This window comes from Vibrio gazogenes (assembly GCF_002196515.1).
Classification (GTDB): Bacteria; Pseudomonadota; Gammaproteobacteria; order Enterobacterales; family Vibrionaceae; genus Vibrio; species Vibrio gazogenes_A.
This window is the reverse complement of record NZ_CP018835.1, coordinates 2085895-2108543: the sequence shown is the minus strand read 5'-3', so window position 1 is coordinate 2108543 and position 22649 is coordinate 2085895. Positions and strand designations below refer to the sequence as shown.

Genomic DNA, 22649 nt, shown 5'->3' with positions numbered 1-22649 from the left:
TCTGCATAATAGATACCCCCCTTTTTCACACCATTGCCTCTTCGTAGACTTTTTCGACCTCAGCAAACTTAGTGACGCTCTCTAGGCGAGTTAAGGTTGTGAGTTTCATCGAGTGGCTGAAGTTTCGTAAAGGAACATGAGTAACAGGATTCTGAAGAGTTAACGGCCGGCCTAATTGAAAGAGATAATAGAGTTCAGAGGAATCGTCGGCCCTACCGGCTTGATCGGCAGTGATCGAACTACGTGGCAAAATTTCAACCTGTTTCACAGGCCATACCTTTGTTATCGTTTTAGTACCCACATGCTGAGTTGATGGCGTTGCTAACGCTAAATAGCGAATTTCATCAGCAATATGATAAGAACCTATTTTATTCTCTAGTTGCTTAATCGTTCTGACTTTTATGTGATACCACAAAGCAAGGCCACTTTCGAAGTTTTCGAGGTAGCTTGGGTCTCGGCCTTTTTGGGGGCCTAATGCGGCAGTAAGTATCAAATCAGGGTACAGTACTTGGCGCATGCCGTAATACGGTATGCGTGCTGCTTCTTGTACGTAGAGCCTTTCCGCCATCCCAGCCACAGGGGACATGGCTTCATTGCCTTGCCCTGTTTGTATATTTGGTGCTGTGCCAATTTGGGCTTGCAAGAACTCTAGCAACCACTGGTGACCGGAATAACCACTCCCAGTCTGGCTAAGATCAGTTTGACGGGGCTCATTTGGACTAGGCAACAGGGCAAACGCGCCAATACCCACTTCTTCTATAGCGGCTGCGTAGGGGTTTGGGGTTATGGATTGGTCAAAAAAACCTGGGTATAAAGCAAACGCACCAAAAACTGGGCGGCTTTTTTTAGCAGGTTGGCCTACGATTGAACTGGATGGAGAGTCAAGCAAGCGCGGCTCTGATAAACGGATGAGTGCATCCCGATAACGGTGCATTTGATTAATGGCATCGTCTGGTACGTAATCAGTACTTTCAATATCTTCATTGCTGTCATCAAAGCGGCTTTTCTCGGTTTTAATGCGGTACTTGGCATCAAACAGCCAAATAAACTGCTTCTCTTCTGATGAGCCTGAGTCTGCTTTTGTTAAATGGGCGCTTTTAGGTAATGTCACTTCCAAAACAATATCTGGCTTTTGGTTCACTAGATACGAACGTATTTTACCCGTTTTATTGAAAATCGGTTCATGAGCTAATCTTGCCGTCACACCATCAGCACGTTTAAAGTGAAAAGCGCCACACATGCCATCTTCTTTAAATTTAAAGCTATACTCAAAAAAATCATTTTGTTTTAACTCTGCCGCACCGTTTTCCACCAATTCAAAGCCAAGGTCCTGCTCTAAAATCTGCTTTAAACACAAAAAGCACCACACTTCGTAAATCTCAGCCACCGATTTCATCGAAATGCTCGACTGATTGCCAAACACTTCTAAATAAAATTTCAGCTCCTGCCAAATACGATACACCGTGCTGTAACCGGTTTTTTGCTGGAGCACTAAAGACTCACGGTTTAACCCTGTGTGTGCACCAACCTCTTTTAAAAAACTCTGATCTAACACTTTTTGCAGCGGTTGTTGCCAACTATGTAGCTCATTTAAAAATGAATCCGACAACCGTTGCCGCTCTGGCGCTTGGTTACTTTGCCTCAGCTTTTGTTCAAACTCCGCTAATTGCCGCTTGCTTTTACTCACCGCCATTTTGATAAAGCGGTTTTCTGGAGTATCAACACTCAGTTGCTTTTTTTCGACCGCGTAGCGTTTATCGTACTGGCCATTAGTAAAGTCTTGCTTGACTTGCTCCGCTAACTTATGAGGCAGGCGGCCTTTTAATTTGGCGGCTTTAATATTGGCTACTGTGGGTTGTAAGCGACGATGCGGTGCGGCACAAATCACTTTTAAGCCTTGCTCAAAACGCTCCTTTAACGCGGCAAAATTAGCCAACCACATCAGTGGAAAATGCCCACGTTGCTGGCTGGTTGCTGCGTCTTGTTCGGTTTTTTCGACCAAACTAAAGCGCCAAAGGGGGTAAACCTTATCAATGGCTTGGTACATAGCTGGCAAGTCTTGGTGCAATGCCATTTTGGTTGGCAGCACTTCAAACGCAATATGCTGAGTCTGTGTTTTGCCATTCAGCTCAAAAGTGAGTGGCAAACGCAACCAACCCACATCGTTGCCTGTATTGATGGTGCCAGTTAAACGTGCACTCAAGTCGTCTTCACTGGGAGTAAATATAAATGCATCACAAACAGTCCTAGAGCGGTGATTTAGGCTCGCCCATTGTACTTTTTTAAGAAAAATCCACTCTACTTGATACAGCGTGTTCTCAAAAAAAATAGGGAAGTCTAAATTGACTTGATCAGTGTGGTTAAGGTCTTCTACCGCATTCAAAAATGAGCATGAGCCATCGACAAAACCTCGTGGTTGCTCGCTAAGTTTTATTGCAGGAGCAACTCTTACAAAAACATTAGAATTAGTGCATCGGCGAGTAAGCAAAGTTTTGCTTAAGGTGCGGCTTCGGCTTTCAACCGATGCGGCTTTGATGGTAAATAAAAATTCGTCTGTTTTTAGCCTTAATAATTCTGGCATGCGCTCACCCTCCTTGAAGCCAATTGTTTAAGGCCAGAAACTGGTGAAAGTGGCACTGGCTAATCGCTCGCTCATCCACTTTAACTTAGCTTTTGAACGGCAAGGTATGCGAAGTACTTTTTCCTCATCAGTAGCACCGTCAGCCACGATTTTCTCGCGATACAAGTCAGGGCGTTGATTGGCTTCGTCCGTTTCAGATGTGAACCAAATTGGGGCTAACTGAGTAGTCAGTACAGTGTTCAGTTCTACCAACAAGGCCTTCCCATCGGATGTGGTCAGTTTGTCGATATCGCCTTCGATTCTCGGCAAAACCTTACACATCATAAAGTCGTCCCACACGGCTTTTAGGGTCAAGTCGTCTTGAGGTTGGCTGCTGGCCACCGCGAGGAGTAGTTCATTAAGCGCACGAAACGCTAATTCAAACGGCGTATTTTTTAGCACTGCATTAACGGCCGATAAAAACGCAACGGTTTTAGCGCCATCCGCATCAAAGGTATTGGCTAAATCCGCTTTACTGGCATTTGACCAAATGGGGTAACTAAGACGTTTATTGCAGCTGGTTGGGGTGAAAAAGTCGTTATAGTCGTTAGGGAAAAACGCGCCAAAATCAAAGCTCAGCGCTCGGTCAATCACTTTGCGCGAAAAGCCATGCGTGGTTTCATCCATATTCACCGTACCCGCGACAATCAAATTGAATGGAATGCTGATGCCGTGTTCTAAAAAGTAAGCCCAAATGTCTTTTTCTAGCGGTGTTGTTAAATCTAAGCCAAGATCTTTGGCTAAAAGAGTAGATGGTTTTGCGTTGATCTTTTCTGAGTTGTAGCTTTCGCCAAAGTTACTATCTAAATCTTTGAAAACATCTGCGCTGAGCAGTGGATCACACTGGTAGATATAATCGCGGCCAGAGTTTGCTGATACATCAGGGTCATTCCAACAGCGCGTTTCTAAAATCGACAGGTAGTCTGCAAAGTATTGTTCTACGGGCGCTAAATTCATTTCATCTAAGCAAAGCCAGTAGGGCGGAATGTCTTGTAAGTCACGACCTGTCCAATCAATAGCTTTGCCATTCGCATCAAAGTCAATTGATTTAATAATGGCCTTCCAAGCGCGAACGATGAAGCGCAACACGTCGGTGGCAATATATTGTGGTTGTTGGCCAAGGCGAGATACATAACCCAGCAAGTCACTCGGTTCGTGCCAATCTGGGCGGACTGAGACCAAACAATAAGTTTCATCCAAACTACCAGACGCCTTAGCTTGCTCACGCACAAAACGGGTTTTACCTGTACCTGAGATGCCTGCGAGAAGGAGGAAGGGTTTGGATAGTGGGACACCCTGAATAGTAAAAGGCTCTTTTGACTTACTCTGGCTAAAATCCTCTTCCTCTAATAAATGTTCAAATTTAAATTCTTCTATGTCCTTGTATATCTGTAATAATTCTTGAAGATCTGTTATTAATTCATCGCTTTCTGGAAGACGAGCGCTGCTATAAAATTTCGCTGAAATATTTGGCTTTTCATATGACTTTCCAAGCGACGTTTCTGCCTTCAAATCAATTTCCTGTACACCCCAAGTCTTTAATCCAGGAAATTGAGATAACAATACCCTCTTTATATCCTCTGCTCTTTTTTCCGCTCTTTTCTTTCCTAAGTTTTTAGTAGGTATGGTTGTTCCTTGGTTCAACGAAAGGTAAAAGCCTGAACCATCTGCATTGAACAGATAAACCGGATAAATTCCATCTTGCGTGGTTGTAGTGATCTTTGGATTAAGAATCGATAGCCAAGGTACGTTTGCCCAATTTCCAGCCCCAACACTTGCTTTAATCTCAAATAAATCGGAGTCTTGTTTTACTAATTGTTCGATTTCATTTTTTAAATCTTGACGAAAAAGATTTGCAATAGGATGACCAGTAAATTGCTCTTTTGTTGCTTGCACCCAACCATTAACGAAATTGCTTAACTTCTCTTTGAGATTCATAACTATCCTTAAATTCAAACCAGCACTAAAAAGTTAGCGTGTATTAGAGAAATACTCTTTGATGGGGTACTTTTATTCGATTTCACCAACTGAACGATACCCACAACTTCTAATGTTTTCAGTGTTCTCGACACATAACTAACCGCTCAACCTGTAAGTGTTGCCAGCTCAGTCACTGATTGCGGCTGTTGCTCGGCAATCACTTTTAACAGTTGCTGGTTTTCTTTCGACAGCACATTGACCACCGATTTCAGCGAGTCGAACCAGATATCGACGGGGTAATCGGGGTCAGGGCTTTGCCCTTTAATCCCGATCACACAGCGCGATTGCTTTGCGTTTTTCATTGCTTTACTCGCATTTCTTTACTTGAATTGTTTGCCCGCACTCTCTACTTTCCCCTCTCGACGCTCAAAAAGACCAGCGCCAGAGAATGCGTAAAAAAGTGTTTGAAAAATCAAAAGACTGTATGCTTATACATAAAGCCCTGCTTCTTATCAACTACTGATAATAGCGCAAGGATATTTTCCGTTTAGGACGATTACAAGCCCCGTGCACAGTAAGTTCACCACCAGTACACTAGCGGTATTGTCCGTATTGGACTTCAAGCCTCGTCCAGCCCTTATGTTGACTGCTGGTTCACGGCAAAGCGACAAGCACAAACAGGATTCATCGTCTTTTTAGTCATCCAATATGCTGCCTTTCACACCCTGTCTATTTCAAAGAAAGTACGTGGGCGGGTGCTGTCGGGCAAGCTGACTTTGTGCTGTGGCCGATTACCATCGGGGACTAGGTAGCCTGCGGCCATCAGCGCTTTGGCGGCGCGATCAGGGCTTAGGCCTTCGGTGGCTTCAAGCCGGTAATATTGGCGCGGTGTTATTCATCTCACTGGAAGGTAACGGGTTTAATGCTGATGGTTTATCCACGGCCATAGGCAGCACCGATATGACGGGTTTCAATCCACTGGTCGATATCGCTTTCTAACCAGCCCACGGCACGCGCACCAATACGAATGGACCTCGGAAATTCTCCGCTGGTCATCAGGGCATAAATGGTGCTGCGGCCAAAACCTGTTTTGGCCTTTACCTCGGGCAAGCGCAAAATCCGCTGCTGACGAGCAGGGTGTACTGATGTTGTGGATGATTGTGTAGTTGGGTTAGGCGTTTGCCTGTACTAAACGGACGCTGTAGGCAGATAAATGCCAAGATCATGTAGCTTTCTGAGGCTATTGCTAACAACCTGCCCCAGAATTGACATAATGCCCCAAGGAATAAATACCGTATGGGCAGGAAGGGTGTGGCTAAGTGGCGTGAATTAAGGCTTTGCCCCAAAAGCCCAAGGGATGAGTAGTGCTTTGAAGCTTCCTACTCAAAACTCGGTTTCGTACATCGTATGGATTGAGTTTTGATATGTCGAGTGTATCGACACATAAAAAACTTATCTCGAAAAGAAGTAAAAAATCGACATGACCTGTTCAGATCTTGCCTCATTTTATTTCGAGAGATTGGCAGTTTATTGCTTTACCAAGCCCCTGTAAATAGGGGCTTTTTTATTTTCAGTAGATTTCAGATCTTTGCCTGTATTTTCAGCAAAATGGTGAGTCACTTTCCATAACAAGGAGAGAACTATGGGCAAACTCAATGCACGTAAAGCCGCCGCTTTAGCCAAAGATGAACCACACAAAACCGCAGATGGCAACGGCCTCTACTCAAAGCGTGTATACACCAAAGAGATCCGCTCGGTAATTGGGAAGCTTAAAATCGATCAGGTAACAGTATTGGATGTACGAGAAGTCATCAGACGTATTGTTGATAGCAATCGACCAACCATTGCTAACGATACTCTTATGTATATATGAAACGACTATTCCGACACGATAACAAGCTAGATCTAACTCAGATAGATCCAACTGCAGCTTTTGGTGTCAACGACGCAGGATATATTGAGGAGAGTCGCACCAGAGTATTTGTGCCAGAACAAATAAAATTGGATTAAGATTCATCTACTCAATACAAATACATGTAATACACTTAGGTGCACATAATAAATAATAGGAAAATATTTTTCTGGTATTTATTTTAATAAAATATCACTTATTTTTAAAGCATCTTAACCATAATATAGTTATCTTTATCAAGATTAACTTTAAGTAACTGATCTGTTGACACTTGAAACTGTCCTTCTTATTAAAAACAATTTTTGTATCTATATATGAAGCTAATGATATTAACTCTTCTTTTTGCTTCAAAACCAATTTCAAACGAGCATAATACTCCCATGGTTTGATTAACACATTCATATAATTGGATAATCGGCGCTTCGCTCCGACAACATTAAGACTATGCTGGCGATACATGACTAAGGGTTGGTCGATAAAATCCCATTGTCCATAATACTTAGCTAGAAGTGCTATCCACCAATCATGCATCGCTATATTTTTTATATCAATATGCTTTAAGGACTGATCAACCAATTTACATAGAGGTAAATTTAAACAACATGTGGCTCCTTGGACTGCATTTTTAAAAACAATCGAATCATCGTTCAATACCTTCTCTGATAGTCCTTGAAAAGAGAAGAAACTGTGAGATATTAAGTTACCATCAGTATCAATCAAACAAGAATCGGAAAACCATAACATGGGAGTTGTTGTTATGGTAACAACTTTTTCAAACTCTTCTATTTTATTATCACACCAAATATCATCTTGATCTGATAAAAAAAGAAACTCAGATCTATTTATATTTATGTGTTCAATAAAATTATTAATAACTCCTTTCTTAGAGCCATTAATAACAATGAAATCATTGTAATCATTTTCATTAAAAACTTGACGGCATGCTTCTTTTGTCAAATCATTAGAACTATCATCAGAGACAATAACCATTTCTGGCTTGTATTTTTGATCAAGTATACTCTGAACTTGTTCTTTTATATAACGTTCACCGTGATAGGTGCAAATAAGAACACTATATTTAATCACTACTTATTTCATCTTAAAACAGATTTAATAAAAAGGGGTAGTCATGACTATCCCTTATATATGATATTGAATGCTAATTTTTTTCATTCAATTTCACATGCCAATCCCAAGCCGTTTTAATGATATCTTCAAGACGAGCAAACTTTGGTTTCCAATTTAACTTGGCAATAATTTTATCGCTCGAACCAATTAAACTACTTGGATCACCCGGTCTTCTGTCAGTATAAATAACCTTAAACTCTTTCTGGGTTACTTGCTTAACACATTCAATGACTTCTTTAACTGTAAATCCTTGTCCATTACCAAGATTAAAGATATCGCTATCTCCTCCGGCTAATAAGGACTTGAGAGCCAAAATATGCGCTTCAGCGAGATCAATCACATGAATATAATCACGAATAGCACTGCCATCACGAGTATCATAATCACTACCGAAGACTTTAATACTATCTCTTTTACCGATAGCCGCATCCAAAATCAAAGGAATTAAATGCGTTTCAGGATTATGATTCTCACCAACTTCACACTCAGGGTCACAACCCGATGCGTTGAAATAACGTAATGAAACGAACTTGAAATCATAAGCATTACTGTAATCTTTCAGAATGCTTTCGACCATCAATTTGCTCATACCATATGGATTGATTGGCGTCTGAGGATGAGCTTCATCAATAGGCAGATACTGTGGATTTCCGTATGTGGCACAAGTTGAAGAGAAGATAAAATTTTTCACTCCAAACTCAATCATTACATTTAACAAATTTAACGTTGCAACTACATTATTTGCATAATATTTTTGCGGATGTTCTACCGACTCGCCAACATATGCAAAAGCAGCAAAGTGCATAACGGCGTCAATCTGATATTTTTCAAATACAAGTCTGATTTGATTAATATCAGATAAATCACCTAAAACGAATTCACCCCATTTGATAAACTCTTTATGTCCATAAATAAGATTATCAAAAACTATTGGATTAAATCCTTTTTGGGATAACATTTTGCAGGTGTGACTACCAATGTAACCAGCACCACCAACAACTAAAATATTTTTCATCCTATTGCCTCTTATACTTCCCAGTTTTGAGAACGGCAGTAATCAATATATTCACTTAGATGCACCTTCGGCTTCCAACCAAGTTCTCTAGTTTTAGCATCCATGACTTGAGCAACCATACGGTTACCTTTCCGTTCTGGTAGTAGCTCAATTTCACCACCAAACATCTTAGCTACATCAAGAATTGAATAACCTTCTGGACTACCAATGCCGTATTCATCACCGTGACCATGCTCACCAATAAGCATTAAAGCATCAACCGTATCATTTATATGCGTAAAATTTCTTAACTGAGTACCAGGAGATACAACAGTTAATACTTCACCATTTTTCATTTTTCGATTGAACAAAGCGATTAATGTTGCATATTTACCATTCTTAATTTCACGTGGACCATACACGTTGTAGAAATAAGTAATCGCATAATCAATACCAAACCATTTACCGTAGTTCTTAACCAATTGAGTATTGGTAGACTTGCTCCACGCATAAGGGCTAGCATCTGCATTCTCACCAGAATCACCGAATTTAGTTGAGCTACCTGCATAAAGTAACTTACATTTATGCTTTCGCACAAACTCTAAAACCGCGTAAGTGCCAGACTTATTAAATTCCAGTACTTTTTCAATATCATCGAAACTTTGTTCAACACGAGAATATTCACCGAGGTGATAAATCATATCAGGAACAAAATCGATTAAAGAATCGATATTCTGACTACTTCCTTTAATGTATGTCACATTAGGAACATGATTATCTTCACTACCAGTAAAATAATTATCCAGGGAATATACTTGAGTATTTTTATCCTGAGCTAAACGTTCACATAGATGACTACCGACGAAACCAGCGCCACCTGTTACCAAAATTTTTTTCATCGCCAAACTCTACTTATCACCTTTAAAAACATCACGAGTGTACACTTTTGAAGCGACATCATCGAGTTCTTCAGCCGTTCTATTTGCCACAATAACATCACTAATCGATTTAAATTCGTTCAAATCTTTAATCACTTCAAGGCCATCAAAACTGCTACCTTCAACAACTGGTTCAAAGACAACAACCTTAATACCGCTGTTAGTTAAGTTAGCAATAATGTCTTGAATGGCTGAACTTCTGAAGTTGTCACTACCAGATTTCATAATCAAACGATAAATACCAACAACTTTGGGTTCTTTATTCAGGATTTGTTTTGTGATAAAAGTTTTACGTGTTTTGTTTGACTCAACAATAGCATCGATAAGATTATTCGGAACATTTAATGCTTTAAAGTTAGCTTTGAGCTGCTTAGTATCTTTAGGGAAACAGTAACCACCGTAACCAAAAGAAGGGTTATGGTAATGAGTACCAATTCGTGGATCTAAGCCAACACCCTCAATAATTTGTTGAGTATTTAAGCCATAAGTTTCAGCATAAGAATCCAATTCATTAAAGTAAGAGACGCGCATCGCTAAGTAAGTATTTGCAAATAATTTGACTGCTTCAGCTTCAGTGCTATTAGTAAACAATACTGGGATATCTTCTTTTAACGCACCGTCTCTCAACAAGTTAGCAAAAACTTGAGCTCGTTCTGACTTTTCACCAACGATAATTCGGCTAGGATAAAGATTATCGTATAGTGCTTGACCTTCACGTAAGAACTCAGGACTGAATATAATATTATCAGTATTAAACTTCTCTTTTAAACTTTTGACATAACCTACAGGGATTGTAGACTTGATAACCATTACTGCATTGGGATTAATTTCAAGAACATCACTTACAACAAACTCAATTGAACGAGTATCAAAGAAGCCAGTTTCTTCATTGTAGTCAGTTGGAGTAGAAATAATGACGAAATCCGCACCTTCATAGGCTTCTTTCTTATCCAGTGTTGCTTTAAAATTAAGATCATTACGATTAAGATATTCGCTAATATCATCATCATGAATAGGCGAAATGTGGTTATTTAACATTTCTACTTTTTCAGGAATGATATCTAACATTACTACTTCATTGTGCTGGGATAATAAAATACCATTACTCAAACCTACATAACCAGTACCAGCAATTGCAATTTTACATGTCATTTTAAAACTCTCTTAATTAATGATCTTAACAATTTCCTTCTGCTTGAATCTACAGGAAAGAAAAAATCAAATATGTTTTTGTATTTTAGATACAATTTTTTAATGAATGAAATACGATAAAAACTAGGTAATACATATCCTGAAATTAAGTTTTGAATTTCCTGAGGATAATATCGGCTATAACACTTCAATATTCGTTGATGATTATTATACAAACTCGTATTACGGCTAAAACCTGCTTCTGTATGGCGATAACCAAATAAAGGTTCCGGAATAACTGCCTGACGATATCCCTCTAAAGCACACTTAGCCAAAAACTCCCAATCTTCCCAAGAAGTATGTCTTTCTGTCCCAAAACCTGACAAAGCCTCAAATACCTGCTTTTTAATAATAAAATTCGCATCACCATAAATATTTTCTAATATTCCAGACTCTTTACAAGGCCCTAATGGGAGGTATTTATATAGTACTTTATCTGAGTCGCAAAACTCAAAGTTTTCGTCGAAAGCATCAAAATGACAAGTAACAACATCACTATCCGATTTTTTTATAGCTTTAACAAAATCATCAACCATATTAGGATAAGCAATATTATCTGAATCCATAAAAATAAGGTATTCACCAGTAGCTTTAGATGCAGCAAAATTTCGTGTATCCCCAACCCCGCTGTTTTCTTTTGAATAGAAATAAAACTCCGAATAAATTAACTTCATTCGTTCGAAAACATCATTTGCTTCTGGTTGCGGGCTGCCATCATTTACAATGATAACTTCAATGTTGCGATAAGTGAGGCCCTTTAACGAAGCTAGCAAAAGTGGCAAATATAGAGGATAGTTATAATACGGAACACAGATTGAGACCAAATTATCATTTAATTTTGAATCATTTTTTTCATCACGATGAAAATATTTATGTAGTTCAACCCACCCTTTTTTTGCAAGCACAGGACTATATAAATGATTAATGCTAGAGAAAAAATCAATATCTATATTATTGATAAGCTTTGAAAGTCCTTGTTTATCATTAATATTAAACAATACTTTCTCATCAACCATTTCAGGAATTCCACCAACATTACTACATACAAATGGAATTCCATTTTGAATCATTTCAACAACCGTGTACGGGAAATTATCAACTAAAGAAGGTATGACAACTAATCCTTTATTTAATTTAATAAAATCAATCGCCTGAAAAGAGTCAAAGTCCTCATAGATATCATAATCGATCTCTCTACTTTTCAACTTCTGAGCCAAAACAGAATCTGCTCGCCCCTCTGAGGTTAAAGAAATTTTCCCGATAAATGATATTTTAACTAAATTATCTACATTTGGAATATTATCTAGAAAATATTCTAAACCTTTTCTGGTTTCTAATCGACCAAAGAAAATCAAATGCCCTTTATCGGGCACAAATTCAATCAAATTATTCTGAGCGGGATGATAACAGTTGGGTATGACACGATGACATTTTGATAACGTCCAACCCGAACGTTGCACCCAATTGAACATATATTCAGAAGGAGAGATTGCAACATCACAATGTTGAACACAATATTGTTCAGCCCACTTCAATTTCATATCATAACAAGGATTAGAGCTATAACGCAGCATCCCTTCGGTTTGCCATTGCGTTGAAGAGTGTAATGTCACCGTTAATAGTGTATTGGAAAAATAGTTCGTGGTTTGTTTAGCTTGAATTGAAACTAAGCCATTAGCAAGCCAATCTTGAAAATGAACAAAATCATAATTTTCACGTTTCAAATATTCATAAATAAAAAATGAATTTTCCAAAAAAAAACAAGCACTTGAATGTAATTCATATGATATATTTAAATCAGATTTAATATTATCTAATGCTATGTATTTTATATCGAGATCATTATAATATTGAATCCAATGCTCATGACTTTTTACTTGTAACGGACCAGTAAAGAGAAGCGTAACATCGAATCCTTGACTACGTAGATCATTAGCTAAATGATAACAGTGTGTGCCGATGCCACCATTTTTTATTGGCCCTATAATATCTGGTGATATAATACAAACTTTTTTATTTAACATAGATTTCTTTTTCAAATGTGTATAGAGCACTTTTTACGATTTGATCCATATTATAGTATTTATACTCAGCTAAACGACCCAAGAATATTACATTTTTCTCGTTTTTTGCAAGTTTTCTATACTGTACATATAATGCGTGATTCTCATCACTTGGTATCGGATAATATGGTTCATTTATACCTTCTTCATACGCTTTGGGATACTCTAAGGCAATTGTGGTTTTCTCAGTATTCTGATCCAAGAAATGTTTATATTCCGTAATTCGAGTAAAATCAAAATTGCTTGAGTAATTCTTTTGTGCCGTATTTTGATATTGTGGTTTATCAATTGTTTTCAAAGTAAATTCAAGACTACGATATGGCAACTTCCCGAGTGAATAATTAAAATATTCGTCAATCATACCTGTATAAATAATTTTTTCGTATTGACTCACATCGATATCGGAAAAATCCGTTTCTAATGATACATTTATCAAGGGTGATTGTATCATATTTTCGATTAATTTAGTATAACCTTGTTCAGGTATCGCTTGATAAGTATCTTGAAAATAGCGGTCATCTTTACTGGTATAGATAGGTACACGACTACTTACAGAAATATCAAGTTCTTCAGGCTTCTTGTCCCACTGTTTTTGAGTATAACCTAAAAATACTTTTTCATAGACAAACTGGGCTAGATCCTTGAACTTCTCATTCTGTAATAGCTCCAGAATTGTCACTTTTTTATTAATACCGAATTCAGTAATAAGTTCATGAATCAAATTATTAGCATATTCTTGGGGGAATAACTTTTCAATTGTATTGAAATTGAATGGGATTGGAACATCTTGGCCATCAATATAACCTTCAACATGATGAAAATAAGGCTTCCATTCAGTAAATTGTGAGAGATAATCCCATACTTGTTTATGATTAGTATGAAATGCATGAGGGCCATAAGTATGAACCATCACGCCATTTTCATCGACATAATCATGAATATTCCCTCCGACATGATTACGTCTATCGATAATATGGACTTCTTTATTAAGCTCTTTTGCAATTCGCTCTGCAACAACACAGCCAGATAATCCAGCACCAATTACTAGATACATATATAATCCTATTTAAAATTATGATTCATTAATCAACTAAACTTCTACATTTCAAAAAAATTGGAACCGCAAACGATTTTAACTTTTTAAAAGGGCCAATATTTAATTTCAAGCACCATCTAAAATAAGAAAGTTCTTTTATTTCAATCATGAAATTAAGATCGCAATTATAATACATTTGCTGAGGAATATAATCGGTCTTGGTAATATCCCCAAGTATGAGTTTTATATTTTTATAGTATTCATATCTAAAGCTAGAATCATTTTCTAAAAGGTATCTATTCTTATAAAGAATATGTCCAACTAACATTATTTTAAATATTTTAAAGTAAACCTCGACGTTTGAACCCTGATAGTTATCTCGTATGAAATTACTTGCAATATTAATACTTTCAAATACTTGTAATGCGTATTTACTATTAGTTTGGATGGAGTTTTCATTCAACCTGTAGTTATATTTACACTCTTTTTGAATTGATATTTTTTTTGCAGACGTAATAGTTTTCCAGAAAAATGGGATATCTTCTCCGCCAAATGGAGTAAATTTAATATTATTTAAAAAATCCTTTAAATACAATTTATCCCATACATGACAAGGTGTTAACATTAACTCATCACACAAATCTATACTTGTATTACCTTCAACCCCCAAAACATTATATGGCAAGGTTGACACGAATAAAGTTTTACCATTTGAATCATCGAAACATCTGTGAGTTGACAAAACTATTTCACTATTATTTTCTTCAGCTTTGGAAACCATCTTCTTGATAAAGTCAGGCTCCATATAGTCATCACTATCCATGAAGTGGATATATTTGCCACTAGAACGCTCTAAAGCAGAGTTTCGTGCGCATCCAAGACCAGCATTCTTTTTATTGATTAAAATAAAATCATGTGATTCTTTCAACTTATTTAGTTTATATAAGCTATCATCAGTAGAACCATCATTAACTACTATTAACTCTATATTAGAGTATGTTTGTTCAAATACCGACTTCAAACTATTTTCTAAGTATTTAGCAGTATTATAAACAGCTACTAGAACAGAAACTTTAGGACTTTCATTAAAGTTATTTCGTTCATCTTCATTCGAAGTGCTTATTTTTTCATAAGTATTATGTTCAAACCAATTTGCATTCATATCATCTGTTATAGCAGCTACTGGTAACTCTAAAACTTCACTACTATTTTGAAGACTTTTACTATATATAAAATAACCTGTTAGCCTTTCAGCTAAATACCCTAAAAATCGAGCTTGTTTTTGTCCATATTGTAACCTCCTATCGTATAAATTTGTCATCTCTTCGACATGTTTTAATATGTCAAAAACAAACTTGCAAAACTCATTAAAAATATCTCTTTTCATTACAAACATATTGGAGAAATAACTTTCGCTTTGATTTAAAAAATCATCCCAATGATTTGATATTTCAGGGTATTTTCCATTAATATAATTAGTAGCTAACTCCAAATGCTCTAATAGGTGTTCATGGGCATAATGTTCTTTAATTGTGAAGTTTGACCACTCCAGCAGAGACTGCTTCTTCCTTGTAATTATATTATATTCATCTAACTTTTTATTTATTTCTTCATCTGTCAGACCTAAGTCATCAAAAATATTTGATTTTTCATTGATTTGATAGTTGTATATATCTTCATTTTTATTATTTTTGAAATCAAGAATTCGTCTATAGTGAAATAAACCGAGGTATTCAGCATCGACATTCTTCCACATCCAATAGATAGCAGACATCTCCGCATAAAAAATATTTTTCCTTGATATATTTTCACCAGTGTTATCACATATAAACCCTAAGTCTTCATCAGATAGACTTTTACCTACCTGTACTGGATGTAAATAATTAGATTCAATAATTGGGGATTTTTTATGATATGCTAAAGCTATAAAACATTTTGAGTTCATTATAATATCATTTCCTAAATAATGAGAAAATTACTCTGAATGGCCTTGTTATTTTAAATGATTTTGAATTAAATATTTTTTTTATTTCTTCCATTAATTCTAAATTTTTCGACTTTAAATCTAAATTTTCTATTTCTAGATTTTTAATAATATCATCAAATTCGATTATTTTACTCTTTGAGTTTTCCAATGATTCTATTTTATTTGTTATCATCTCGTTGAGTCTAAAGTTATTAATTTTCAGGTATTCAATTCTAGAAATAAGCAAAAATCTATTCAGTTCCAATAAACCGAGGAATGGATGTATTTTTTTAAACATCTCTTTTACAACCTCTATCTGATTTAAAACATCGACATCTTCATTCTTATTCCAAATTATTCCAAAGCCATATTGAGAAGGTATTTTACAGAATTCATATTCTTCATTCTCCTCTATAAAATCTTGAACTGCTTTTAATAGCCCATTATTTTTGCCACCTTCATAAGCTGCAACATCGGCATAGAACATCGGCATACCATAATCACAAAAATCGCTCGATGTAGGAAATAAATAACCTTTATCTCTCGGCCTATCTTTATGCTTATAATCATCGGGATTGTAAATAACGTCCCTGTAGGAATGTGGCCAACTCATGTCATGCACAAAGATGATACTATTTTTTCTACATTTTGAATTAATTTTATGAATAGTATTTAATTCATTATATAAAGCATCATACGTATGTTCAGCATCAATAAAATATACTCGATTATAAATTTCTCGCTCTAAATAAGTTTCAGATTTTTCAATATGATATGTTATTAGATCTGACTTAACAGGTAAATTATTTTCGTCAAGAACTGGATCAACGGCATGTAATCGGCCATCGAAATTCTTACATATATCATTCAGAATAAAAGTAGTAAATCCTGTATCTACTCCTATTTCACATATACTTTTAGGTCTAATAGTATTAACTAGATCATTTATTAACGGATAAAAATTTGCCATAGAATAGTTCATTAAAGCAATTTGCGCATATTTATCGATCTTAAATAATTCACGTATTTCAGATGAAAACTCAGACTCAATATCTTTATATCGTTCACACCTAAAGTCGTTAATTATTTCATCAAATATCTTATTTATCAAAATTATATCCTTTTAGACATTTACTCTATAATCAATCTCGACCATTCCCAAGAAGTCAACTCCTTTTTCAGGTTGAGATACTATTGTCCCATAATAATCGTACCAACATAGTTGCGTGTGTACTCTGTGCTCACCCAATGCTATTGATGGAACCAGAAAATACTCTCCAGGTGCTAATACAGGCATGGTAAATGAAAACTTAACTTTGCATAAACCTGTATAAATATCTATAAAAACACCTGATGTATATGTATTGAATGCGAATATTTTTTCATTTTTAACACTTTCGATATACATCCCTACAATAATATTCTTTTTGAAACCTTCACGTTCACACAGATCCAATATCGCTTCAATTTCCCATTCAATGTCTATTATTATAGTTATTTCCTCATTACCGGAAAAAATAATATTTTCTATTCCTTGGATTTTGATATTGTTAAACTTTGCTAATCCTACTCCAAAAGACATCGCTTTATCAGATAGAGGAATTATGTAACCATCATCTGTAATATTTTCATTAGCCATATTTTTAGTATGATAAACCTCTTCCTTTTTTTCTTTAGGAAAGAGATCGTTTAAATATCTATTAACAACCACATCTGTATCAGAAAAACAAAAATTCATTCCATTTTTTATATAGCATGCTTTATTTGTATATGATTTTACGCTCTCTAAATCATGAGATACTAGTAAAATTGTCGTTCCCTTTTGGGATAAATTATCGATTTTTGCAAAGCATTTCCTTTGAAACTTAGCATCACCGACACTTAATGCTTCATCGACAATTAAAATATCAGGTTCAACATTTATTGCGACAGCAAAGGCTAGTCGCGCAAACATACCACTACTGTAGGATTTAACTGGCTGATAAACAAAATCTCCAATATCAGCAAAATCTAGGATGGTTTGAATATTTTCTTCCATCACACGACGTTTTATACCAAAGAGTGAACCTTGCAAATAGATGTTTTCAATCCCGGTCATGTCAGGGTTAAAACCAGCTCCAAGTTCTAATAATGACGAAATTCTGCCATGTGTGGTTACAGTACCGGATGTAGGTGTGAGTACTCCCGTAATAATTTTTAGTAGAGTAGATTTACCCGCACCATTTTTCCCCACAATACCGACAGTTTCCCCTTTTTTTATGTCGAAACTGACGTCATTCAATGCATAAAAATCTTTATGGTACTGTTTTTTTAAAGGGTGAAGCGCTTCTTTTAATCTATCTATCGGCTTATCATATAGACGATATGTTTTCGTTAAATGCGATACTTTTATGGCTATTTCATTGTCAATCATTACAGTACATCCGCGAAATGTGGTCTTAATTTTCTAAATGTAATAAATCCTACAATGGAGATAATTATTGTGAGTCCCCAGAAATATGCTGATAACGCAGGATGTTCCCAAAACCAAGTGTGATAAATAAGACTATCTCGATAACCTTCTACTAGATAGTAGAACGGATTAAATTTAATTATAAATTGATATTTTTCAGGAACAGTTTGTAAGTTCCAAAAAATTGGGGTCAGCCAAAATCCAAATTGAATCACCATAGCAATAATTTGTCCCAAGTCCCGAAAAAAAACCACAACCGAGCTCGTAATCCAAGATATTGCAACCATAATAGCTATTGAACAAATTAAATAATAAATTAATTGTAGCCAATATATATTTGGCTCATATCCATAGAGCAAAAACATTCCCAAAACGATCACTAGAAAAAACATATGAATAATTAATGCAGAGATAATTTTTATTATAGGTAATAAGGAAGTCTTAAATACTATTTTTTTAACCAAAAAGGCACTACCAATAATAGATTGAGATGCACTTTGTAAACATTCTGCAATAAAAAACCATGGAATCATTGCTGCAGCAAGCCATAAAATAAATGGAAAATCATCTATCGCTACACTTTTAAATCCGATTTGAAATACAAACCAAAATATAGCAATTAGACATGCTGGTTGAACAAAGGCCCAAAGAATACCAAGGTAGTTTTCCATATAGCGTGATTTAAAGTCATTCTTTGCTAGATCGATAATGATATTCTTATTTTTGTATACTTCTTTAAGATGGCTTAACATGGGTCCTACTTAAATCAATTCATGTCTAAACTGTGTTTATTAGAAAAAGGTTCTCCATTATGATCTTTTTCTGATAGCGTAACTTCACTTATATGACTAATCGGCCAATCAATGGCTATAGTAGGGTCATTCCACAATATAGAGTGCTCAGCATTTGGGTTATAAAAATCGGTACACTTATATACAAATTCGGCTTCGTCTGTTATCACGTAAAATCCATGAGCAAAACCTTCTGGTATCCATAGCTGACGTTTATTAGCCGAAGATAGATACACGCCGACCCATTCACCGTAAGTCGGTGAGTTTTTCCTTATATCAACGGCGACATCAAACACTTCTCCAGAAATGACTCGAACCAGCTTACCTTGAGTATTTTCAGACTGATAATGTAATCCGCGTAGTATTCCTCTTTTTGATTTAGAATGGTTGTCTTGAACAAATGTCGTTGGCTTACCTGTAACTAACTCTTCAAATTTGTTTTGCTGCCAGGTCTCCATGAAGAAACCACGATCATCACCAAAGACTTCAGGCTCTACTATTTTTACTGCTGGTATTTTTGTATCAATAACTTTCATTATGTGAATCTTTTAATTGCAATATGGTTTAAGGTTATTCAGAGCATTTTGCCAATCACTAGCATCAATACCAAAGTGATGTTCAATTTTTGTTATTGCTAGTTTTGAATTAGCTGGCCGCCGTGCTGGTGTTGGGTACATTTCTGTCGTGATCGCTGATAGAACAGGTTTTTGAACTAATAGATTTTGTGCTAACGCGACATCAAAAATATGATTGGCAAAATCAAACCAGCTTACATGGGGTAATCCAGAAAAATGATAGATACCATACTCAATTGGAGCTTTTGACACTATCTGCTCTGCTATATTGATAAGTACAGAAGCGATATCACCAGCATAGGTAGGACCACCAACTTGATCGGCCACAATGCCTAATGCATTTCTTTGCCTTCCTAACTTTAGCATGGTTTTTACAAAATTATTACCGTGCTCACCAAAGACCCAAGCTGTACGTATAATAATGTGGCGAGCACACTCTTTTTGTACTGCTAGTTCTCCGGCTAATTTACTCTTCCCGTAGATGCTCGTGGGATTAGTGGCGTCTGATTCTGTATACGGTTGATTACTATTTCCTTCAAACACGTAATCAGTAGATATATGCAGGATGGCAGCATCTACCATCGTAGCCGCTTGAGCAAGGTATTTAACACCATCTCGGTTTATTTTATATGCTAAATCAGCTTCTGACTCTGCCTTGTCTACTGCAGTATATGCCGCTGCATTAATGATTACATCTGGACTAAATTCTTTTATCAACTTCATGACTGCGACTTGATCTGTAATATCTAGTTGTTCTTTATCAACTGCTAAAAAAGTCGCATTTTTATTTATCAATTTTTCAACTAAACAGTGTCCTACCTGACCTTTACAGCCAGTTATCAAAACTTTCATTTAACTTCATCACTATTTTTGGTTTCGCAAATTAATCGCATTAAATACTGTCCGTAGTCATTTTTCAGCATTGGCTGCGATAAATATTCGACCTCTTTATTACTCAACCAACCATTACGCCAGGCAATTTCTTCTAAACATGCAACTTTAAGTCCTTGCACATTCTGAATAGTTTGCACAAAAGAAGAGGCTTCATGAAAACTTTCATGAGTACCGGTATCCAACCAAGCAAACCCTCGCCCTAATAACTCGACGTTTAATGTACCATCATTGAGGTACATCTCATTTAGTGTAGTAATTTCTAATTCGCCACGAGAGGATGGTTTAACCTTTTTTGCATATTCCACCACACGGTTATCATAGAAATAAAGACCTGTCACCGCATAGTTGGATTTGGGATGTATCGGTTTTTCCTCAATGGAGATAGCTTTCATCTCTTGGTCAAATTCCACCACGCCAAATCGTTTAGGGTCTTTGACTTGATAACCAAACACTGTGGCTCCATTTTCTCTACTTGCGGCATTAAGCAATGTCTTACTAAATGATTGACCGTAAAAAATATTGTCACCCAGAACCAAACATACACTATCTTTGCCGATAAACTCTTCGCCAATAAGAAAAGCCTGAGCTAACCCATCAGGGCTAGGTTGAATCGCATATTGCAAGCAAATACCAAAATCGGAGCCATCACCAAGTAAGCGTTTAAAAATATCGTTATCTTCTGGGGTAGTGATAATTAGAATGTCTCGAATGCCGGCTAACATTAAAGTGGATAGCGGGTAGTAGATCATTGGTTTATCGTAAATAGGGAGGAGTTGTTTAGATACACCACGGGTAATAGGGTAAAGTCGAGTTCCCGAACCACCGGCCAAAATAATCCCTTTCATTTCAATCACTGCTCTTATGAGTTAGTATGAATACCTAAGCGTTCACGACGATAAGAACCATCGAGAACACGCTCCCACCATTGACGGTTATTTAAATACCATTCAACTGTTTTACGAATACCAGACTCAAAGGTTTCTTGAGGTTCCCAGCCAAGTTCTTTACCAATTTTTGTTGCATCAATGGCATAACGAACATCATGCCCTGGGCGGTCAGTCACGTAAGTGATCAAGTCACGGTAATGTTTCACATTCACTGGTTTTTCCGGCACAAGCTCTTCTAAGAGTGAACAGATTGTGTTTACCACGTCTATATTGGTTTTTTCGTTATGACCACCGATATTATATGTTTCCCCCACACGACCTTCAGTGACCACTTTATATAGCGCTTGAGCATGGTCTTCAACAAACAACCAATCACGAATTTGCATTCCATTACCATACACAGGCAGCGCTTTACCATCGAGTGCATTGAGAATCATCAGAGGAATTAGCTTTTCAGGGAAATGATAGGGGCCATAGTTATTTGAGCAGTTAGTCACTATGGTCGGTAAGCCATAGGTACGCAACCACGTTCGCACTAAATGGTCGCTAGAAGCTTTAGATGCAGAGTAAGGACTTGAGGGTGAGTAAGATGTAGTTTCAGTAAACAGGTCATCTGTTGACTCGAGATCACCGTAAACTTCATCGGTTGAAATATGATGAAAGCGGAACGTTTGTTTTGCTTTTTCTTCAAGCGTTTGCCAGTAATGACGTGTAGCCTCTAGTAATATGTAAGTACCTACAATATTTGTTTCAATAAAAGCAGCGGGACCATCAATGGAGCGGTCTACATGAGATTCTGCCGCCAAATGCATTACGGCATCAGGTTGGTGAGTAGAGAAAATCCGATCCATTACAGCACGGTCACAGATATCAGCTTGTTCAAATGCATACCGAGCATTGTCTTTCACACTTAACAAGGAATCTAAATTGCCTGCATAGGTTAATTTATCTACATTAACGACTTCATCTAATGTGTTATTGATAATATGTCTTACAACCGCTGAGCCAATAAAGCCAGCTCCACCGGTAATTAAAATTTTCATCTAACCGCCATTTTTATTAATTGACATTAACCGTATGAATTCAGTAGGCACGCTACCGCCCTTGGAACTAGGCACTCCAAAAGCCTTCACACAGTTTGGTTGTATTTATTTTAAAGGTGATTATATCTCAACTGTTTTGTCAGAGCGAGTCTAACGGCTTGTGCCTTGCCATTTTGTGATTACATCCTGCGTTTATTACAGTATAGTGCAGCTGTTTGTATACTTAATTTTGGGAGGAG

At 36.6% G+C, this 22649-nt stretch carries 19 protein-coding genes and 1 pseudogene; 2 read left to right on the top strand and 18 right to left on the bottom strand.

Going from position 1 to position 22649, the window contains the following annotated elements:
* Nucleotides 1-25: 25 nt before the first annotated feature.
* From BSQ33_RS09490 to BSQ33_RS21990, 3 genes are all read right to left on the bottom strand, one after another.
* Nucleotides 26-2581, bottom strand: coding sequence for a restriction endonuclease-like protein (locus BSQ33_RS09490; RefSeq protein WP_088133947.1), 2556 nt, complete (start codon nucleotides 2579-2581; stop codon nucleotides 26-28).
* A 27-nt stretch (nucleotides 2582-2608) separates the two neighbouring features.
* Nucleotides 2609-4558, bottom strand: a complete 1950-nt coding sequence (locus BSQ33_RS09485) for an MrcB family domain-containing protein (RefSeq protein ID WP_088133946.1) — start codon at nucleotides 4556-4558, stop codon at nucleotides 2609-2611.
* A gap of 146 nt (nucleotides 4559-4704) precedes the next feature.
* Complete coding sequence (locus BSQ33_RS21990) at nucleotides 4705-4902, bottom strand: hypothetical protein (protein ID WP_232471917.1); 198 nt, start codon at nucleotides 4900-4902, stop codon at nucleotides 4705-4707.
* Between the two features lie 421 nt (nucleotides 4903-5323).
* On the opposite strand from BSQ33_RS21990, the gene BSQ33_RS21575 reads away from it, so the two are divergent.
* Nucleotides 5324-5539, top strand: a complete 216-nt coding sequence (locus BSQ33_RS21575; RefSeq protein WP_157721376.1) for a hypothetical protein — start codon at nucleotides 5324-5326, stop codon at nucleotides 5537-5539.
* On the opposite strand, the gene BSQ33_RS09475 is transcribed toward BSQ33_RS21575, so the two are convergent.
* Entirely contained in the window at nucleotides 5474-5659 is a 186-nt protein-coding gene (locus tag BSQ33_RS09475) for an AlpA family transcriptional regulator (protein WP_088133945.1), read from the bottom strand. The two genes, BSQ33_RS21575 and BSQ33_RS09475, sit on opposite strands and share 66 nt — an antisense overlap.
* A 523-nt stretch (nucleotides 5660-6182) precedes the next feature.
* Between BSQ33_RS09475 and BSQ33_RS09470 the strand changes: the two are divergent.
* A pseudogene (locus tag BSQ33_RS09470) lies at nucleotides 6183-6538 on the top strand (phage integrase central domain-containing protein); the annotation flags it as partial.
* 106 nt (nucleotides 6539-6644) lie between these two features.
* Here BSQ33_RS09470 and BSQ33_RS09465 read toward each other — a convergent pair.
* From BSQ33_RS09465 to rfbB, 14 genes are all read right to left on the bottom strand, one after another.
* A complete protein-coding gene (locus tag BSQ33_RS09465; protein WP_088133944.1) occupies nucleotides 6645-7538 on the bottom strand; it encodes a glycosyltransferase in 894 nt (297 codons plus the stop codon).
* A 73-nt stretch (nucleotides 7539-7611) separates the two neighbouring features.
* Nucleotides 7612-8595: a UDP-glucose 4-epimerase GalE gene (gene galE, locus BSQ33_RS09460; protein WP_088133943.1), complete on the bottom strand. Its 984-nt coding sequence runs from the start codon at nucleotides 8593-8595 to the stop codon at nucleotides 7612-7614.
* A gap of 11 nt (nucleotides 8596-8606) precedes the next feature.
* The gene (locus BSQ33_RS09455) at nucleotides 8607-9473 is read right to left on the bottom strand and encodes an NAD-dependent epimerase/dehydratase family protein (protein WP_088133942.1); all 867 of its coding nucleotides are present in this window, start codon (nucleotides 9471-9473) and stop codon (nucleotides 8607-8609) included.
* Between the two features lie 9 nt (nucleotides 9474-9482).
* Nucleotides 9483-10664 carry a nucleotide sugar dehydrogenase gene (locus tag BSQ33_RS09450; protein WP_088133941.1) on the bottom strand — a complete coding sequence of 394 codons (1182 nt, stop codon included), beginning with the start codon at nucleotides 10662-10664 and terminating at the stop codon, nucleotides 9483-9485.
* Nucleotides 10661-12727, bottom strand: a complete 2067-nt coding sequence (locus tag BSQ33_RS09445) for a glycosyltransferase (RefSeq protein ID WP_088133940.1) — start codon at nucleotides 12725-12727, stop codon at nucleotides 10661-10663. The genes BSQ33_RS09450 and BSQ33_RS09445 overlap by 4 nt, the downstream gene beginning before the upstream one ends.
* The gene (glf, locus tag BSQ33_RS09440) at nucleotides 12717-13820 is read right to left on the bottom strand and encodes a UDP-galactopyranose mutase (protein WP_088133939.1); all 1104 of its coding nucleotides are present in this window, start codon (nucleotides 13818-13820) and stop codon (nucleotides 12717-12719) included. Before glf ends, BSQ33_RS09445 begins: the two co-directional genes overlap by 11 nt.
* Before the next feature lie 28 nt (nucleotides 13821-13848).
* Nucleotides 13849-15747: a DUF4422 domain-containing protein gene (locus tag BSQ33_RS09435; protein WP_088133938.1), complete on the bottom strand. Its 1899-nt coding sequence runs from the start codon at nucleotides 15745-15747 to the stop codon at nucleotides 13849-13851.
* Nucleotides 15748-15754: 7 nt separating this feature from the next.
* Nucleotides 15755-16879, bottom strand: a complete 1125-nt coding sequence (locus BSQ33_RS09430) for a class I SAM-dependent methyltransferase (RefSeq protein ID WP_088133937.1) — start codon at nucleotides 16877-16879, stop codon at nucleotides 15755-15757.
* Nucleotides 16880-16891: 12 nt separating this feature from the next.
* Nucleotides 16892-18181: an ABC transporter ATP-binding protein gene (locus BSQ33_RS09425; RefSeq protein WP_088133936.1), complete on the bottom strand. Its 1290-nt coding sequence runs from the start codon at nucleotides 18179-18181 to the stop codon at nucleotides 16892-16894.
* A complete protein-coding gene (locus BSQ33_RS09420) occupies nucleotides 18181-18972 on the bottom strand; it encodes an ABC transporter permease (protein ID WP_088133935.1) in 792 nt (263 codons plus the stop codon). Before BSQ33_RS09420 ends, BSQ33_RS09425 begins: the two co-directional genes overlap by 1 nt.
* 14 nt (nucleotides 18973-18986) lie before the next feature.
* Nucleotides 18987-19547: a dTDP-4-dehydrorhamnose 3,5-epimerase gene (rfbC, locus tag BSQ33_RS09415; protein ID WP_088133934.1), complete on the bottom strand. Its 561-nt coding sequence runs from the start codon at nucleotides 19545-19547 to the stop codon at nucleotides 18987-18989.
* A gap of 12 nt (nucleotides 19548-19559) precedes the next feature.
* Complete coding sequence (gene rfbD, locus BSQ33_RS09410) at nucleotides 19560-20438, bottom strand: dTDP-4-dehydrorhamnose reductase (protein WP_088133933.1); 879 nt, start codon at nucleotides 20436-20438, stop codon at nucleotides 19560-19562.
* A complete protein-coding gene (rfbA, locus tag BSQ33_RS09405; protein ID WP_088133932.1) occupies nucleotides 20435-21325 on the bottom strand; it encodes a glucose-1-phosphate thymidylyltransferase RfbA in 891 nt (296 codons plus the stop codon). The genes rfbD and rfbA overlap by 4 nt, the downstream gene beginning before the upstream one ends.
* 14 nt (nucleotides 21326-21339) lie before the next feature.
* Complete coding sequence (gene rfbB / locus BSQ33_RS09400; RefSeq protein WP_088133931.1) at nucleotides 21340-22410, bottom strand: dTDP-glucose 4,6-dehydratase; 1071 nt, start codon at nucleotides 22408-22410, stop codon at nucleotides 21340-21342.
* Nucleotides 22411-22649 lie beyond the last annotated feature (239 nt).

Bases quoted from the DNA above. Each gene is read 5' to 3' on its own strand.
- BSQ33_RS09455 (WP_088133942.1), bottom strand. From the start codon at position 9,473: ATGAAAAAAATTTTGGTAACAGGTGGCGCTGGTTTCGTCGGTAGTCAT.
- galE (WP_088133943.1), bottom strand. From the start codon at position 8,595: ATGAAAAATATTTTAGTTGTTGGTGGTGCTGGTTACATTGGTAGTCAC.
- BSQ33_RS09450 (WP_088133941.1), bottom strand. From the start codon at position 10,664: ATGACATGTAAAATTGCAATTGCTGGTACTGGTTATGTAGGTTTGAGT.
- rfbA (WP_088133932.1), bottom strand. From the start codon at position 21,325: ATGAAAGGGATTATTTTGGCCGGTGGTTCGGGAACTCGACTTTACCCT.
- BSQ33_RS09425 (WP_088133936.1), bottom strand. From the start codon at position 18,181: ATGATTGACAATGAAATAGCCATAAAAGTATCGCATTTAACGAAAACA.
- BSQ33_RS09445 (WP_088133940.1), bottom strand. From the start codon at position 12,727: ATGTTAAATAAAAAAGTTTGTATTATATCACCAGATATTATAGGGCCA.
- BSQ33_RS21990 (WP_232471917.1), bottom strand. From the start codon at position 4,902: ATGAAAAACGCAAAGCAATCGCGCTGTGTGATCGGGATTAAAGGGCAA.
- glf (WP_088133939.1), bottom strand. From the start codon at position 13,820: ATGTATCTAGTAATTGGTGCTGGATTATCTGGCTGTGTTGTTGCAGAG.
- rfbD (WP_088133933.1), bottom strand. From the start codon at position 20,438: ATGAAAGTTTTGATAACTGGCTGTAAAGGTCAGGTAGGACACTGTTTA.
- BSQ33_RS09420 (WP_088133935.1), bottom strand. From the start codon at position 18,972: ATGTTAAGCCATCTTAAAGAAGTATACAAAAATAAGAATATCATTATC.
- BSQ33_RS09435 (WP_088133938.1), bottom strand. From the start codon at position 15,747: ATGAACTCAAAATGTTTTATAGCTTTAGCATATCATAAAAAATCCCCA.
- BSQ33_RS09485 (WP_088133946.1), bottom strand. From the start codon at position 4,558: ATGAATCTCAAAGAGAAGTTAAGCAATTTCGTTAATGGTTGGGTGCAA.
- rfbC (WP_088133934.1), bottom strand. From the start codon at position 19,547: ATGAAAGTTATTGATACAAAAATACCAGCAGTAAAAATAGTAGAGCCT.
- rfbB (WP_088133931.1), bottom strand. From the start codon at position 22,410: ATGAAAATTTTAATTACCGGTGGAGCTGGCTTTATTGGCTCAGCGGTT.
- BSQ33_RS09490 (WP_088133947.1), bottom strand. From the start codon at position 2,581: ATGCCAGAATTATTAAGGCTAAAAACAGACGAATTTTTATTTACCATC.